Genomic DNA, 15,053 nt, shown 5'->3' with positions numbered 1-15,053 from the left:
AAAGGCTACTGGTTAGCAGTCTTTTTGTTTAGGCAAAATAATTGCGACATCAGTATAAACGTCGAGCACATGGGCATCGCAACCGTGATCAATCCAATTGGTGATATGGGCAAGCAGAATATTGGTCATGCTCTTAATATGCTTATTGGAGTAATCACTGTTAAAAAGATGTTTTTGCATTTCTGTAAAAAGCGTGCGATTAATCTGATCGCAGATGTGAGTAGTATGCTTTTTGCGAGTTAGACGATAAATATTAGTGTAGAAAAGGCGATCATTGCCAATTTGTCTAAGAAAAGCAAAGATCAATTTATTAGACTGACAGTCACCATATTCGCGGAAATGAGTTTTAATTTCTGCTTGAATACTTTTACAAAATAGATCGGTTAATCCAGTATAAGTATTATAAAAAACGCCGCGGCTCATACCAGTGGCCTTGCAAAATTGGGTAACAGAGTATTTAGTAATAATACCTCTAGTTAATTCTTCGCGTAAAATCTCATAAGTTGTAAGTTTTCTCATTAGATTCATCCCTTTCAATAACAACTCCAAGTAAGTTTGAATATTTTTGTTAAAAATTATTTTTATAAAATATACCAAGCGTGCATCAATATAGCAATAGCTATTTTTAATAATAATTGGTTTATGGCTTGATGTAAGCATGATTTAAGCAGATTAGCTATAAATAGATATCTCAAAAAAATTTTAAAAAAATAAAAAAACAAGAACTAAAATTTATAACTTATAGTTGCTGAAAATGCTTGAAACGTTGATATATCAACATTCTTGCTCAAAAAGTGATAAGACCGGGCATTTCAATACTTACTTTTAATTATTAATCTTGCCTAATATAGAGTACAAAAAGACCAAATTGTCTGAAAATACAGAGCAATCTGGCCTTTTTTGAGTAAATTAAAAGAGCTCAAATAGGTGACCAAACCATCTGAACTCTTGGATTAGGAACATTATTAAGTTTTAAACTACAACGTCAATATTAACGGTTAAATTTCTTGTAGTTTTGGATGTAACGCTTAGCAACGCCCATCATGTGAACACTAATCTTGCTTGAATCGCCCTTTAAGCCGCTGAAGCTGATACCAAAGTATTTAGTCTTAGCATCATAATGCTTTGTACGACAACCAAGCAAGTCACCAGCGTGTTCCCATTCAGTGTATCTTGAAGAATCATTCATTTGACTGTCTGAGCCATAGAAACCACCGAAAAGCATTCTTGCTAAATCTCGTCCTTTTATCATAGTAGAAACTGATTAAATAATCAAAGTCCGATTTTGAAATACATTTTGCAATAACAAGGACATGTTTTAGCTATTATTATACTAAAACTATATGTGAATAGACAATGATAAACCAAAATATATTTCACTATTTGAAATGAGGTTCAACTGACGAAACAAAGTCTGAAGCCATTGAAAACGAATACATTCTAAAAGAAAAATGTTATAAATATATGCGTAAGGTAATTAAGCAATTCCCAAAAGATGAAAACTTACGAAAAGGAGAGTAAAGAACTATGGATGGTAAAAAATATTCAGTAGTTATTGCCGGTGGTGGTAGTACTTTTACACCAGGATTTGTTTTGGACTTAATTAAGAGTCAAGATAAATTCCCAATGAGACAATTGAAGTTCTACGATAACGATGCAGAACGTCAAAAGAAGATTGGTGAAGCTGTTAAGATCATAATGAAGGAAAGAGCTCCACAAATTAAGTTCTCATACACCACTGATCCAAAGGAAGCCTTTACTGACGTAGACTTTGTAATGGGTTCAATTCGTGTTGGTAAGTACCACATGAGAAGCTTAGATGAAAAAATCCCATTAAAATATGGTGTAAATGGTCAGGAAACTACAGGACCCGGAGGTATGGCTTATGGTCTTCGTTCAATTCCTGCAATTTTGCAAATCATTGATTGGATGCAAGAATATTCACCAAATGCTTGGATGATCAACTACTCCAACACTATTGCTATTGTTGCTGAAGCTTGTCGTCGCCTTCGTCCAGGTGCAAAGGTTATCAACATCTGTGATATGCCAATTGATGACATGGACAGAATGGCTGCTATCTGCGGTTTAAACAGCTGGCACGACATTGACTTCAACTACTACGGCTTAAACCACTTCGGCTGGTGGAAAGAAGTTAGAAACAAGAAGACCGGTGAAGACTTGATGCCTAAGCTTAAGGAATACGTCAAGGATCACGGCTACTGGGTAGGCGGCGACTACGACAAAGATACTGAAGCTTCATGGAAAACTACCTTTAAGAAGGTTGCTGACGACTACAAGATGGATCCAGAAACCTTGCCAAACAACTACATGCAATACTACTACTTCCCACAATATGAAGTAGCAAACGCCGATCCAAAGCACACTCGTACTGATGAAATTCGTGAACACCGTCAAAAGATCGTCTTCGGTGAATGTGAAAGAATCGTTAAGGCAGGTACTGCTAAGGACAATATTTGGGACATTTCAGGTTTGCACTCAGAATATATCGTAGATATTATTCACGCTATTGCTTACAACACCCACGAGAAGTTCTTGGCTAACTGTGAAAACAACGGTGCCATTGCCAACATGGATCCAGATTCAATCGTTGAAGTTCCAGCATTGTTTGGTGCTGATGGTATTCAACCAATGGCAACTGGTAAGGCTGGCCGTTTCCAAAGAGGTTTGATGATGGAACAACAAACCTGTGAAAAGTTGGTTGTTGATGCTTATGTAGAACACTCATACCAAAAGATGCTCCAAGCCTTCGCTTTGAACAAGACTGTTCCAGATGCATCTGTAGCTAAGAAGATTTTGGATGACATGATTCCAGTTAACGCTCCATATTGGCCAGAACTTAAATAACAATTTTGACAAGTCATAACAAATAAGGAAAAGGTAACTATTCTATAATTGAATAGCTACCTTTTTTGTGTTGATCATGATATTCTGAACTTGTTATTAAGTTAATGACGGAAAGGACATAGAAATGGATTTAGAAACAGTAGTAATGAAGAAAAAGGAAAGCTTCAATGATACTGACAAGGCAATAGTCAGTTACTTGCTTAAGTATCCTAAGGAAGCTAGCAAGTTGAGCTTAATGGAATTAGCGCAGAAGTTATATGTTTCTAAATCTGCCATTTTTCGTTTGAGTAAAAAATTAGGCTTAAGTGGCTTTAGCGAGCTTAAATTTGAACTATCTGAATTGATTGCTAGAAAAGAGCAATATGCCAAGCATGCTCAAGAATTAGATTTTGACGATAATTTGCAAAAAATCATCAATGACACCTTTAAATATTTTAAAGGACTGGATTTACATGACTTATGTGCGGATTTAGATCAAGCTGAAACTATCTACATTTATTCCACAGGTTGGCAACAACAGATTATTGCGGAATATTTAGCGCATTCCTTTTATTTAATAGGTAAAAATGCAATTATTTTGCCAAGTGCGCGGGATGAAGTTTCAATGCTTGGCCAAGCTGCCAAAGAAAATGATATGCTATTTGTGATTTCGTTTGGCGGCTTTAATAAGACAATTATTGAAGAGTTAAAGAAAATTGATGTAATCAATAATAAGCTAAAGCTGGTTTCGCTAACGAGTTGGCAGCCAGGAAAATTGGCTTCTCTTAGTGATTACAGCTTTTTCTTTAAAACTACGCCATTTCAGTTTAGTAAAAAGGTTGAGACTTTTAGTTCAGCCTATGTTTTAATTGATTTAATAATTAATGAATATGCAAAACAGCGTAAATTGCAAAAGTAGAGGAAACAAAGATGGAAAAGAAAAAGTTATTATTGCTTTCAACTGGTGGGACGATTGCGTCAGTTGCTTCTGATGCGGGCTTAGTGCCAAAAGAGAGTGGCGAAGAATTGATTAAAATGCTGGGTAAGTTGCCATATGATATCGACGTTCAAGATATTTTGCAGCTTGATTCTTCCAATATTCAACCAGAAGAATGGAAGATTATTGCAGAAAATATTTATAAATATCGCGACGATTATGATGGCATTGTCGTTTCACACGGTACCGATACGATGGCTTACACCGCGTCAATGCTTGCTTTTATGTTGAAGAACATTAATATTCCAGTTGTTTTAACTGGAAGTCAGGTGCCAATCAATGTCGTTTTAAGTGACGCTCACGATAATTTGCGTTTAGCCTTTGCGGCAGCGGCTACTTGTCCGCCTGATATTTATTTGGCTTTCCATAATAAAATCATGCTTGGCTGCAGAGCCGTTAAGGTTAGAACAACCAACTTCGATGCCTTTGAGAGCGTGAACGTTCCACCTATCGCAACTGTTTCGTCTGATGGCTTAGTATTCAATAAGGACTACCAACCTAGAGAAAAGACGGGTGCACCTAGTTTAAACACCGATATTGATTCGAATGTTTCATTAGTAAAATTATTCCCAGGTTTTGATCCTAAATTATTATTTGCGATGGTAGATAGTGGCTGCCAAGGAATTGTTATTGAAGCCTACGGGTTAGGTGGGATGAACTTTATTCGCCGTAACATGGTTGCCGCAATTGGTAAGTTGATCAGACAGGACATCCCTGTAATTGCCAGCAGCCAATGTTTATATGAACGTAGCGACTTAACCAAGTATGAAGTTGGACGTGAGGCCTTGCTAGAAGGTGCGATCAGTGCGTGCGACATGACTTCTGAGAGTGCCATTACCAAATTGATGTGGGCCCTTGGTCAAGGCATGAACGTACATGAAGTGGCAGATTTCTTCAATACAGATGTGGCTGGTGAAGTAACTCTTAAAACTAATTAAAGAATGTTACAATTTTATTAATTGTAAGCGCAGACAATGCTAATGCACTAATGCTTTTTGTATAATAGAGGCAAAAGGAGTGCATATAATATGAAAAGTAAACTATTAGGAAAAGTCTGGCTTACTTTAGCGGCAGTAGGAATTGGGGTTTCACTTTTTGCTAATAATTCAAATCAGTTGATTGAATCTAATGCGCAAACATTTTCTAGTGCAATCGTTAAAAAGTAAACTAAAACAGTCACTACAATGTGATCTTGAATGACTACACTTTCTTGAATTAGGATAGCAAGGCAACGTAGCCTTGCTATTTTCTTTTGTGGAAAAGTTTGGTGAACCAATTTTGTTTTGTAGGTTGTGTATGTTCATGTTTTTCAGCAGGCTTGTCCACAGTTTTTGCACTAGAGAAATGTTTCGCCTTTTTTAAGTTAGTGTGTGAATGATTTTTTCCTACTTTTTTAGTTTGATGATCCTTGAGCTTGATGTGTGGCTTAGTATTTTTCATGCGGGAATGAAATTGCTTAGAAGTCTGAGCCTCCATGGCAATGTCGGGTCGAATATAATACAGATCTTGCCTATCGTAGCTATTGATTAAGAAGACTAGAATATCGTGCAAATCACAGATGCAGCGCCAGGCCTGCTTTTTGTCAGGTTCGATTTTACTATCGTGGATTGCCGCATTTCCCATTCGGCGGACTTCATCGAATAAATCCATGATGCTTAAAGGATAATCGAGTTCACTGCGTAAATAATGCGTATCATTGCGCAGATTGCGATATTCGCCATCAGGTACATGATAATAGGCATTCAGGTTTTCTAATTTAAAAAGTTTCTTAGTAAGTGTTTCAAGCAGCAGTCGGGAGTTGCTGATGACATCGCGATAATCATCAATTGTGTATAACTTGTGAATTTTTTCAGCAGCAGAATCTTGCTCACTAAATGTTGGACTATTTTTGACAAAATTAAAATTAATTTCCATAATTTTCCTCACAAAAATGAAGATAGTTGCTATTTTGGCTCAACCTGTTAATCTAAATTTAAAGTATTAATTTGGTGGGTTTTAAGTATGAAAAAATGTAAAACTATTTGGATATTTGGAATTATTGTAATTTTAGTTGGCGGATTAATTACCGCTGGCAATTTTTATTATACAAAAGATCGGCAGATTAGCCGCATTGTTGCTAACTTAAAAGATCCCAAGACAGGGATGGCACAATACGTGGTTGCTTCAACGCCTGATATGAAGGTAACTGATGACAGTTTAAAGCCATTGCAGAATTATTTTAAAAATCACACAGCGGCTGTGAAAAAATTGGATTCCAACTTACGAAGCGGTCGCGATGATGGTGAAATTCAATTGATTGAGGACGGTAGGTATTTTCTGTTCTTCAGTAAATATAAATTGAGAGTGCAATGCTACCGTCCGCAAGTTCAAACCAATCATGCCAATTCCACTTTATTTGTCAATGGTGAAGATTATGGCAAAATGAACGGCGGCAACCAGAACTATTATCAAGATCTAGGATTGGTCTTCCCAGGTCGCTATCATATTTTAGTTAAATCTAAAGTCAATGGTAGAAAGCTGGATGCTGACTCGATTGTAAATATTTGGTCAAATAAGACGGTCAATATGAAAATTAAGACCGCCACTTTCCAGATTCGCAGCGTTCCTAATGGCGTGGTCTATATTAATGATCACAAGGCAGCTACTCTTAATAAAAAGGGACATTATACCTTTAAAGATTATCCGCTTGCTAAAAGAATGGAAATTTATGTTAAAAGCAAGGCAGATGGCAAAACTATTAAGTCTGAAAGAGTGACGGACTTGTCGCAGTCAATCAGCGCTGAATTTAGCGATAGCGAAGACGATGTGACTGATTATGATGGCGCAGCAGATTACCAAGGCAATGGTGAAAAGGATGTTTACCAAGATGCTGAAGGTGATTATATTGTTAATCCAATTTGGCCAGGTCTAATTAAAGTTGAGGATGCTGCAAGCATGCTATATACCAACTTTAAGAAGCCAATGGTAACCAATTTTGAAAATGGCAAAGAAAACGCCGATTACAAGAAGATTGAGCAGCAAATCAAGAAGTGGAAAAAAGATAAAAAACTTAAGAAGTTCAATGTCGAAGTAAAAGTCTTATCTGTTTTGCCGGGCAAGCGTAATTACAGCAAGATAGATTACGAGGTAACTTTTATCAAAAAGTATAAAGATAAGAGCAAAAAGAAAGAAAAACTGTTATACCAGGATGCAGTTTTGCATCTAGTAAACGGTCATCAAGAGATTCAAACATTAGGAAAATGCAAATTAATTAAAACAAAAACCAGCAACTAAATGCTGTTAAATCAGGGTTCTTCACGTATTTAAAAGTGAAGAGCTCTTTTTTGCGCAAAAATAGATTGACAAAAGCTGAATATCATATTGGTGTATTAAGTTAATAACACAGTAAAACAAATTAACGGAGAAAGAGGAACATAAAATGAACGAAATTCTTGTGGTTGACAACGTCACCAAAACTTATGGTAAAAAAGGCGAAAAACAATACCAAGCTTTATGGGTGTAAAGTGGTTTTGTTAGGCTGCACCGAATTATTCTTAGCCAATAAAAAAGCACCCGATCCTGACGTTGCAGTAATTGACCCCCAATCAATTATCGCTGACGTTTCCACTGAACTAGAAGAAAAGATTAGAAATGGAATGGATCCAAAAGAAGCAGTTAAGAAATATATGTATGATTAGATTAAATAAATACCCACAAACTAAATAGCGTAGTAATAATATAGCGTTCATCTAAAAAAGAGAAGCCTAGATCAAGTTGATCTAAGCTTCTTTTTGTATATGTTCATAAGTGCATTTCATTCCAAATAGGAATCTTGATGTCGCCTTTATCGCTCATGGTCATCACGGTAATTGAGGCATTCTTTGGACCGGGTACAAGAGGGATGTTATCGCCGTAACGGTACCACAAGCTTCTAATAGTAAAACCATGGGTAACCAACAAGATGTTTTCAGCTCCATCAAGTTCGCTGATCATCTTTAAACCATTTTCCATACGAGACCAATATTCTTCAGCATCTTCTGCTTGATGGTATGGGTCAGCTTCTTTGATCCAATCTTTAATGGTATCGATACTTTCATGTTTAAACATTTCTTGTCTAGTAGCGTAGCCATGACTGCCACCGATCATGCGCCAAGCCATTTCAGAATCCATTCCTTCAAAGTAGCCGTAGAATTGTTCTCTGAAAAATGGACTAGCAATATGTTGCAATTCATCCTTGTTGACGTTGTATTTCATGATAGTTTCGCAGGTATCGCTAGCTCTTTTTAAATCACTAGAAAGGGCAATATCAAAAGGAACGTCGTGCAATGCCTTGCCGGCTTCTTCGGCACCTTCGATTCCTGCGGTAGTTAAAGGCGTATCACACCAGCCCTGCATCTTGTTATAACGATTAATATAAGTCTGTCCGTGACGAACAATATAGATTCTTTTCATAAATTTCTCCTCATCAAAAAACTCCTCTCTATTTTAGAAAAAAGAGAGGAGTAATTAAAGTTAATTGTTTTCGTGGTAGAGCTTACGCACATTTTTGATATCTTGTGGCTGAATGGTGTAAATTGATCCCTTAGGATACATGACTGAAACGCTATTGGTGTGATTTAAACCGATCGCGTGACCTAATTCATGCTCAGCGGTATTGATAATACGATTATTGCTGTAACCATACCATTCATTTTGCAAGTAGTAACGATTGAGATGAACTTCTGCTTTTAGCAAATGTCCTGTTGCTGGATTGTAGGTTGTGGCCGTTTCACCAGCGGCGTTTGTATCGCTATTATCCACAATGTTGATAACTATTTGTGCCTTCTTTTTGTTAGCAATTTGATGAAAAGTGAAGGCTCCGGTCCGATTCCAAGCATTCATGGCATCTATTGCAGCTGAACGTAATTGAATATTGTTTTTAATATCTACGTAAACATTCGCTTCCGGCTTTGACCAAGTCCGGTTGTCAGAAGTATCGTCATCTTTTGTTTTGTCGGTTTTGGTGGAAATGTCTTTATCGCCTAGCTTAGGTGGCGTGGCAGTTCCGGTTTCTAATAACTGCTGGATGCGATAATTCAATGTAGTCAGAGAATCTTGCGTAGCCATGCGCATGTTAGGGTCATTTTTATAAGTCCAAACAGCAAAGGCAAGTAATGCAAGCAAGAAAATATTTCTGATGAATCTAAAAAATGTTCTCATTTTTTTCAACTCCAATGTTGAAATTATAATCTTCAATTCTTAAGTTTTCACCTATTTTTGCTTATATTTTGTCTATGAGCATGTGGACTATTATGAAAGCGTTATTCATGATAAAATATAATGCGAGTTTTTAAAGAAAAGGTGATTAAATGACCACAGCAAAAAGTGAAAATAGTGAAGAAACACTTGAACAAAAACACCTTGATAATATTATGAAACAAATCAAGGAACGTGAAAAATCTTTAAAAAAGTCAATTAAATCAGCTGAAGGCGAAGCTAGAGATCTTAATTCACATTTCTTTGATGATGTTAAATTAGACTATGATGGCTATTCGACTTCAATGGAAACTGCCTTGTCGATTCATCAACAGCAGCAATTATTAAGTGAGCGTGAGCATACTTGGCAACATTCAGCTAAGCAGTTGGATACTGTCGAAAGACTGGAAAAGCGGCCATATTTTGCTCGAGTTGATTTTAAGGAACAAGGGGAAAAGAAGCCTGAAACTATCTATATTGGTCTGGGTTCTTTTGCTGATAAAGATGATCATTTCTTGATTTATGACTGGCGTGCGCCTATTTCTTCAATTTATTATGATGGCAAGTTAGGCGAAGTATCTTATAATTCGCCAGAAGGTAAGATTACCGTCGACATGACGAAGAAGCGCCAATTCATGATTGAAGATGGCAAGATCGTCAACATGTTTGACACTAATGAATCAATCGGTGATCAAATGCTTCTAGAGGTTTTATCTGAAAAGTCATCAACTCAGATGAAATCAATCGTAACCACGATTCAACAAGAACAAAATAAGATTATTAGAAATACCAGCGCTGACTTGCTCTTCGTGCAAGGTGCTGCAGGTTCAGGAAAGACTAGTGCGATTTTGCAAAGAATTGCATACTTGCTTTACCGCTACCGTGGTAATTTAACTTCTAGTGACGTTATCATGTTCAGTCCTAACCAATTGTTCAATGATTACATTAAAAATGTTTTGCCTGAAATGGGTGAACAAAACATGGTGCAGATGACTTATTGGCAATTTGTGGCACGGCGACTTCCAGGGATGAATGTGGAAAACTTGTTTAAACAATTTGAAGATCAGAATTCTGATACTGATATCAGCAAGCTCAAGGGTTCAGTCAATTTCTTCAATTTGTTAACGCGCTATGCTAAACACTTGAATAAACGGGGCGTAATTTTCAAGAATATCTATTTCCGTGATAAGAAGGAGCCTTATTTTGATAAGGAAAAGATCAAGGAAATTTATTACTCATATAATGAAAACTACAATTTAGCTAATAGAATTGATGCAACGCGCGAAGAGCTTATTAAGATGCTTAATCGCAAGATTACACCAGAAGCTAAAAAGGCCTGGGTTGCTCGCACCATTGAAGGGATGAGTCAATCAGAGTTAAATGAATTGTATGATCGCCCTGATCAAGAATTTGAATCAGAAGCTAAGGAAGAAGCTTTCTTAGGCAGAAAGATTGTTTTGAAAGCTTTAAAGGGCGTGCACAAGCGCATTTTGCACAATCACTTTATCAACATGCGTGCACAATACTTGAGCTTCTTGCGTGCCGTACCTAAGATGGTTGATTTAGCTAAGTGGGACATTACAGAAGATGATTGGTTGCATCATATTGATGAAGTTAAGGAGAACTTCAAGAAACATGATATTGCTATCACTGATGTTTCTGCCTATCTTTACTTGTATGATTTGATCACTGGTCGCAGAACCGATTATGAAATGCGTTATGCATTTATTGATGAAATTCAAGATTATACGCCATTCCAATTGGCTTACCTTAAGTACAATTTCCCACGTGCTAAGTTTACGATGCTCGGTGATTTGAATCAGGCCATCTTTACTAAGGATGAGAGTCGCAGCTTGCTTAAGCAGATTTCTGGTTTGTTTGATCCAGAAAAAACTGATGTGGTTCAGCTTACTAAGTCCTATCGTTCAACTAAGCAATTGACTAATTTTACCAAGCAGATTTTGCGTCAAGGTGAAAAGATCGAAGCCTTCAACCGTCAAGGTCCAAAACCTGTGATTTGGGGAAGAGATAATGATGAGAAGGCAATTGATGTCTTAGTCGATGTTTTGCGCGATAATGAAAAGCGTAAGATGACTACAGTCATCATTACCAAGGATTTGGCTAGTGCTAAATTTGTGCATGAAGAATTGAGCAAGAAGAAGGAACCAACCACTTTGATTGCGACAGCTAACCAGCGTTTAGTTGATGGTACCTTGGTAATTCCTTCATACCTTGCCAAAGGATTAGAGTTTGATGCCGTAGTTATGTGGGGCGCAAACAAAGAAAATTATCATCAATTGGATGAAACCCAGTTAGTTTACACGATTACATCTCGTGCAATGTACAAGTTAGATGTGATTTATACAGGTGAAAAGAGTCCACTTTTAGATGTAGATCCAGCTACTTATGAAGAAAAATGAAAAAGAAATAATTGACAAATATTTGTTAATCCTATAAGATTTATAGCAACATTAAAAACAACTTAGAACAGAAGCAGTAAGGTTAGCTGCGGTAATAGAGAGTTTCTGATGGTGGAAATGAAACACGAGCTAATCTGAAGTCACATCTGTGAGTTGATTTTCTGAATTAAGTAGGAAGACCCGGGATAGCCCGTTACAGCTAAAGGTTGATTATTAACTTATTGAGGCAGGTTATGCGAATAGCCTGTGAACATGAGGTGGAACCGCGATTTCATTCGCCCTCGTAGCCAATTGGCTATGGGGGCTTTTTCTTTAAGATAATCAATCTAGTGAGGCATTTTGCGTGAGCAGATGCGAAGATGAGGTGGAAACACGATCAGTTCGTTCTCTTAGGTTAGTCCTAAGGGGACTTTTTTATTAGAAAAATGCAGGTGAGGATATGTCATTAAAATATATTGGAGAAATTTTACCGGCCCTTTTTAGCGGCGCAACGATGACGCTTAGTATTTTCTTTTGGACTATTATTTTGGCAACACCGCTCGGAATTTTAGTTTCATTGGGAGAAATGAGCAAAATTAAGCCAATTAAATGGCTGGTTAACTTTTATGTCTGGATTATGCGAGGAACACCGCTGCTCTTACAATTGATTTTTGTGTTTTATGGTTTACCAATTATCCATATTGTGTTTCCGCGTTATCAGGCAGCACTCTTGGCATTTGTCTTAAATTATGCGGCATATTTTGCGGAAATTTTCCGGGGCGGATTTCAATCAATTGATGAAGGACAATTTGAAGCCGCAAAAGTTTTGCGTTTAAGCCGCTGGCAAACAATGACCAAGATAGTTATTCCCCAGGTAATTAAGATTGTCTTACCTTCAATTGGTAATGAAGTAATCAACTTGGTTAAGGATTCGTCACTTGTTTATGTAATCGGCTTGGGCGACTTGCTTAGAGCCGGTAACGTGGCCATGGCGCGCGATGTAACGCTGGTTCCATTAGTTTTAGTTGGCGTGATTTATCTACTTTTGATTAGTATTTGTGCTTTTGTTTTGAAAAAGTTGGAAAAGCACGTCTCTTATTACAGATAGTGGCAGGTGGATTAAATGTTAGAAGTAAAAAACTTATACAAGGAATTTAATAATCGACCAATTTTAAAAGATATCTCGTTTACCCTAAACGATGGTGAGATCATGACTATTGTTGGTCCATCTGGTGCGGGGAAAACCACGCTTCTAAGAATCATTGCTGGCCTTGAAACAAAAGATAGCGGCGAGATTTTGATTGAGGGCCAAGCCTATGATTCAGGTAAAGTGGGCGTTGTATTTCAGGATTATAATCTTTTCCCTAACTTAAATGTGTTGCAAAATATCACTTTGGCACCAACGCTGGTACTTAAAGAAAGCAAGGAAGAGGCTAATAAAGAAGCTTATGAGCTGCTCAATCGTTTACAAATGAATGGTCGAGAAAAGCAATATCCTTATGAACTGTCTGGTGGTCAAAAGCAGCGTGTCGCAATTGCGCGAGCTTTGGCAATGAAACCACGTATTCTCTGTTATGATGAGCCAACTTCAGCGCTTGATCCTAACTTACGTAAAGAAGTTGAGAAGATGATTTTAGGCCTGAAGAAGTCTGGTTTAACACAATTAATTATCACGCACGATTTGCAATTTGCAGAGAATGTGGCAGATCAGATGTTAAAGGTGCAACCATTAAGTGAGGGTTAGCCTATGAAAAAATGGATAATAGCAATTATTGGAATTCTAGCACTAACTTTAACTGGCTGTGCTAAATCTAATAATCCGGACAGCTGGCAAACAATCGAAAAGAATAAACAGGTAGTTATTGGCCTAGACGACAGCTTTGTGCCGATGGGCTTTGAGAAGAAAAATGGTCAGCTCACGGGTTACGATATTGATTTAGCAAGGGCCGTTTTTAAGGAATACGGGATTAAAGTCAGTTTTCAAACGATCGACTGGTCGATGAACGTAACGGAATTGCGTAACGGTACCATCGATTTAATCTGGAACGGCTATAGCATTACGCCTGAGCGAAAGAAAAAAGTAGCTTTTAGTCGACCATATTTGCGCAATCGTCAGGTTTTAGTAGTAAAGAAGAATAGCGGCATTGACAGTGTTGCACAGATGAAAAAATATGAGCTGGGGATGCAAACTGGGTCAACAGCTGAACAATGGTATGAGACCAAGCAGAACGTTTTGCATGCTAAGAAGACTATTTTGTACGACACCATTTCTAATTCATTCTTAGATTTAAACTCTGGCAGAATTCAAGGGATTTTACTAGACGAAGTATATGCCGACTATTACATTGCACACATGGTTAAAAGCAGCGAATATAAGGTGATTCAGAATGATCGCGTACCATTCGATGAATTTGCTGTAGGGATGCGTAAAGGCGACAAGACTTTGCAAAAAAAGCTCAACGAAGGATTGGCCAGATTGCAGAAGAATGGCAAATTGCGTCAAATTAATGAAAAATGGTTTGGTAAAGATAGTAATTATTTAGGTAAATAAACGATGAATAATAATTTTTCTTTTAAAAAGATTGATGAAATGACAAGCAGAGAAATGTTTGCGGTGGCTCGCTTACGCAATGAAACTTTTGTAGCTGAGCAAAAAATTACTGTGCCGGATTTGGATGATCAAGATTTAACAGCTATTCAAGTTTTTTTGTTAAATGAAAAACAGACGGATGCCCTTGCGACATGTCGTCTGTTTGTGGAAAAAGATAAGTGGATGCTAGGCCGTGTTGCAGTATCAAAGAAAAGTCGCGGTCAAAGCTTAGGCAAGAAAATGCTGTTAGCTGTGCATAATTATTTAAAAAAGCAAAATGCTTCAGCTTTGTATTGTCATGCCCAAATGCATGTTAAGCCATTTTATGAAAAAGTAGGTTATCAAACCTGTGGTGAACCTTTTGAGGAAGCTGGCGTTGAGCATATTATGATGAAGAAGGACTTGAATTAATCAAGTTCTTTTTTGATTGCTGGCAGAATTTGATTAACTAAAAATTCATTGCCCTTATCTGTTAGATGCTGGCCATCTTTTTGATAGTATGTCGAAATGTCCGTGAGTTTTCTAAAAGCAGGTAAGATATCCACAAACTGTGCACTGTGCTTAGCTGCAACTCTTTTAGCAATATCGTTAAAAAGATCTAGTCTCTTATCGCCATAAAATTGGTTAATTTCGCTGTTAGTAGGATCAGGATAACAAAGACCAACGACTATGGCTTTGCCTATTTTAGTGAGGATTTCGTTTAGATTTTGCTCATAGCGTTCTGGTCGAATGCCCCAGCCAGTTGCGGCATCATTATTGCCATATTCGACTACAACTAAATCTCTTTTTTGAGGAATTAGATGCAAATAGTCCAATGCTTCGACAGTCGTAGCACCACTTTTAGATATGTTTTCCACCTGTGCATAATCTTTTAGTCCTTTTTGAAATAGGTTAGTAACTAAATCTGTGTCTTGGCCATTGCGAAAACCGTTGAAAATAGAATCACCGAATAAAATTATTTTTTTCATAATTAATGCCTTTCAATTATAATTAGTAAGTGTAGATATAA

15 protein-coding genes, 3 pseudogenes and 1 other annotated feature are annotated in these 15,053 nt (G+C 37.2%); of the genes and pseudogenes, 12 read left to right on the top strand and 6 right to left on the bottom strand.

Annotated elements, in window-relative coordinates:
- Positions 1-12: 12 nt before the first annotated feature.
- Together AADV52_RS06580 and AADV52_RS06575 are read right to left on the bottom strand one after the other, a co-directional pair.
- The gene (locus AADV52_RS06580; protein ID WP_014919339.1) at positions 13-519 is read right to left on the bottom strand and encodes a hypothetical protein; all 507 of its coding nucleotides are present in this window, start codon (positions 517-519) and stop codon (positions 13-15) included.
- Between the two features lie 472 nt (positions 520-991).
- Positions 992-1,237: pseudogene (locus AADV52_RS06575) on the bottom strand (hypothetical protein); the annotation flags it as partial.
- Positions 1,238-1,527: 290 nt separating this feature from the next.
- Between AADV52_RS06575 and AADV52_RS06570 the strand changes: the two are divergent.
- From AADV52_RS06570 to AADV52_RS06555, 4 genes are all read left to right on the top strand, one after another.
- On the top strand, positions 1,528-2,865 hold the full coding sequence (locus AADV52_RS06570) for a 6-phospho-alpha-glucosidase (RefSeq protein ID WP_014919337.1): 1,338 nt from the start codon (positions 1,528-1,530) through the stop codon (positions 2,863-2,865).
- A gap of 124 nt (positions 2,866-2,989) precedes the next feature.
- Complete coding sequence (locus AADV52_RS06565) at positions 2,990-3,763, top strand: MurR/RpiR family transcriptional regulator (protein WP_014919336.1); 774 nt, start codon at positions 2,990-2,992, stop codon at positions 3,761-3,763.
- Between the two features lie 11 nt (positions 3,764-3,774).
- Positions 3,775-4,779 carry an asparaginase gene (locus tag AADV52_RS06560; RefSeq protein WP_014919335.1) on the top strand — a complete coding sequence of 335 codons (1,005 nt, stop codon included), beginning with the start codon at positions 3,775-3,777 and terminating at the stop codon, positions 4,777-4,779.
- Between the two features lie 90 nt (positions 4,780-4,869).
- Entirely contained in the window at positions 4,870-5,007 is a 138-nt protein-coding gene (locus AADV52_RS06555; protein ID WP_014919334.1) for a hypothetical protein, read from the top strand.
- A gap of 76 nt (positions 5,008-5,083) precedes the next feature.
- Here the strand turns inward: AADV52_RS06555 and AADV52_RS06550 are convergent, their stop codons facing one another.
- The gene (locus AADV52_RS06550) at positions 5,084-5,755 is read right to left on the bottom strand and encodes a hypothetical protein (protein ID WP_014919333.1); all 672 of its coding nucleotides are present in this window, start codon (positions 5,753-5,755) and stop codon (positions 5,084-5,086) included.
- Positions 5,756-5,842: 87 nt separating this feature from the next.
- On the opposite strand from AADV52_RS06550, the gene AADV52_RS06545 reads away from it, so the two are divergent.
- The 3 genes and pseudogenes from AADV52_RS06545 to AADV52_RS06535 all read left to right on the top strand — a co-directional run.
- On the top strand, positions 5,843-7,114 hold the full coding sequence (locus AADV52_RS06545) for a TcaA 3rd/4th domain-containing protein (protein ID WP_014919332.1): 1,272 nt from the start codon (positions 5,843-5,845) through the stop codon (positions 7,112-7,114).
- A 145-nt stretch (positions 7,115-7,259) separates the two neighbouring features.
- A pseudogene (locus tag AADV52_RS06540) lies at positions 7,260-7,334 on the top strand (bacitracin ABC transporter ATP-binding protein); the annotation flags it as partial.
- Positions 7,333-7,518, top strand: a pseudogene (locus AADV52_RS06535) (aspartate racemase); the annotation flags it as partial. The pseudogenes AADV52_RS06540 and AADV52_RS06535, both read left to right, overlap by 2 nt.
- Before the next feature lie 103 nt (positions 7,519-7,621).
- On the opposite strand, the gene AADV52_RS06530 reads toward AADV52_RS06535, so the two are convergent.
- Both AADV52_RS06530 and AADV52_RS06525 read right to left on the bottom strand, forming a co-directional pair.
- On the bottom strand, positions 7,622-8,272 hold the full coding sequence (locus tag AADV52_RS06530) for a histidine phosphatase family protein (protein WP_003627817.1): 651 nt from the start codon (positions 8,270-8,272) through the stop codon (positions 7,622-7,624).
- Positions 8,273-8,332: 60 nt separating this feature from the next.
- Positions 8,333-9,019 carry a M57 family metalloprotease gene (locus AADV52_RS06525; protein ID WP_003627818.1) on the bottom strand — a complete coding sequence of 229 codons (687 nt, stop codon included), beginning with the start codon at positions 9,017-9,019 and terminating at the stop codon, positions 8,333-8,335.
- Between the two features lie 149 nt (positions 9,020-9,168).
- Here AADV52_RS06525 and helD point away from each other — a divergent pair, with 149 nt between their 5' ends.
- The 5 genes from helD (at position 9,169) to AADV52_RS06500 (ending at position 14,455) form a co-directional block, all read left to right on the top strand.
- Positions 9,169-11,475 (top strand): RNA polymerase recycling motor HelD, encoded by a 2,307-nt coding sequence (helD, locus tag AADV52_RS06520; protein ID WP_014919329.1) that lies wholly within the window; start codon positions 9,169-9,171, stop codon positions 11,473-11,475.
- Between the two features lie 54 nt (positions 11,476-11,529).
- Positions 11,530-11,761: a binding site (T-box leader), on the top strand.
- Between the two features lie 153 nt (positions 11,762-11,914).
- Positions 11,915-12,562 carry an amino acid ABC transporter permease gene (locus AADV52_RS06515; RefSeq protein WP_003627820.1) on the top strand — a complete coding sequence of 216 codons (648 nt, stop codon included), beginning with the start codon at positions 11,915-11,917 and terminating at the stop codon, positions 12,560-12,562.
- Between the two features lie 15 nt (positions 12,563-12,577).
- Positions 12,578-13,198 (top strand): amino acid ABC transporter ATP-binding protein, encoded by a 621-nt coding sequence (locus AADV52_RS06510; RefSeq protein ID WP_003627821.1) that lies wholly within the window; start codon positions 12,578-12,580, stop codon positions 13,196-13,198.
- Between the two features lie 3 nt (positions 13,199-13,201).
- A complete protein-coding gene (locus tag AADV52_RS06505) occupies positions 13,202-14,005 on the top strand; it encodes an amino acid ABC transporter substrate-binding protein (RefSeq protein WP_003627822.1) in 804 nt (267 codons plus the stop codon).
- 3 nt (positions 14,006-14,008) lie between these two features.
- Complete coding sequence (locus tag AADV52_RS06500; protein WP_003627823.1) at positions 14,009-14,455, top strand: GNAT family N-acetyltransferase; 447 nt, start codon at positions 14,009-14,011, stop codon at positions 14,453-14,455.
- Here AADV52_RS06500 and AADV52_RS06495 read toward each other — a convergent pair.
- Positions 14,452-15,012 carry an SGNH/GDSL hydrolase family protein gene (locus AADV52_RS06495; protein WP_003629977.1) on the bottom strand — a complete coding sequence of 187 codons (561 nt, stop codon included), beginning with the start codon at positions 15,010-15,012 and terminating at the stop codon, positions 14,452-14,454. The two genes, AADV52_RS06500 and AADV52_RS06495, sit on opposite strands and share 4 nt — an antisense overlap.
- Positions 15,013-15,053 lie beyond the last annotated feature (41 nt).

This window comes from Lactobacillus helveticus, from assembly GCF_046109915.1.
Taxonomy (GTDB): domain Bacteria; phylum Bacillota; class Bacilli; order Lactobacillales; family Lactobacillaceae; genus Lactobacillus; species Lactobacillus helveticus.
This window is presented reverse-complemented; position numbering and strand designations above follow the sequence as displayed.

What these genes read in the sequence shown, in the direction of transcription:
- AADV52_RS06545 (WP_014919332.1), top strand. Translation starts at nt 5,843, where the DNA reads ATGAAAAAATGTAAAACTATTTGGATATTTGGAATTATTGTAATTTTA.
- AADV52_RS06515 (WP_003627820.1), top strand. Translation starts at nt 11,915, where the DNA reads ATGTCATTAAAATATATTGGAGAAATTTTACCGGCCCTTTTTAGCGGC.
- AADV52_RS06505 (WP_003627822.1), top strand. Translation starts at nt 13,202, where the DNA reads ATGAAAAAATGGATAATAGCAATTATTGGAATTCTAGCACTAACTTTA.
- AADV52_RS06525 (WP_003627818.1), bottom strand. Translation starts at nt 9,019, where the DNA reads ATGAGAACATTTTTTAGATTCATCAGAAATATTTTCTTGCTTGCATTA.
- AADV52_RS06560 (WP_014919335.1), top strand. Translation starts at nt 3,775, where the DNA reads ATGGAAAAGAAAAAGTTATTATTGCTTTCAACTGGTGGGACGATTGCG.
- AADV52_RS06530 (WP_003627817.1), bottom strand. Translation starts at nt 8,272, where the DNA reads ATGAAAAGAATCTATATTGTTCGTCACGGACAGACTTATATTAATCGT.
- AADV52_RS06570 (WP_014919337.1), top strand. Translation starts at nt 1,528, where the DNA reads ATGGATGGTAAAAAATATTCAGTAGTTATTGCCGGTGGTGGTAGTACT.
- AADV52_RS06510 (WP_003627821.1), top strand. Translation starts at nt 12,578, where the DNA reads ATGTTAGAAGTAAAAAACTTATACAAGGAATTTAATAATCGACCAATT.
- helD (WP_014919329.1), top strand. Translation starts at nt 9,169, where the DNA reads ATGACCACAGCAAAAAGTGAAAATAGTGAAGAAACACTTGAACAAAAA.
- AADV52_RS06580 (WP_014919339.1), bottom strand. Translation starts at nt 519, where the DNA reads ATGAGAAAACTTACAACTTATGAGATTTTACGCGAAGAATTAACTAGA.
- AADV52_RS06555 (WP_014919334.1), top strand. Translation starts at nt 4,870, where the DNA reads ATGAAAAGTAAACTATTAGGAAAAGTCTGGCTTACTTTAGCGGCAGTA.
- AADV52_RS06550 (WP_014919333.1), bottom strand. Translation starts at nt 5,755, where the DNA reads ATGGAAATTAATTTTAATTTTGTCAAAAATAGTCCAACATTTAGTGAG.
- AADV52_RS06495 (WP_003629977.1), bottom strand. Translation starts at nt 15,012, where the DNA reads ATGAAAAAAATAATTTTATTCGGTGATTCTATTTTCAACGGTTTTCGC.
- AADV52_RS06500 (WP_003627823.1), top strand. Translation starts at nt 14,009, where the DNA reads ATGAATAATAATTTTTCTTTTAAAAAGATTGATGAAATGACAAGCAGA.
- AADV52_RS06565 (WP_014919336.1), top strand. Translation starts at nt 2,990, where the DNA reads ATGGATTTAGAAACAGTAGTAATGAAGAAAAAGGAAAGCTTCAATGAT.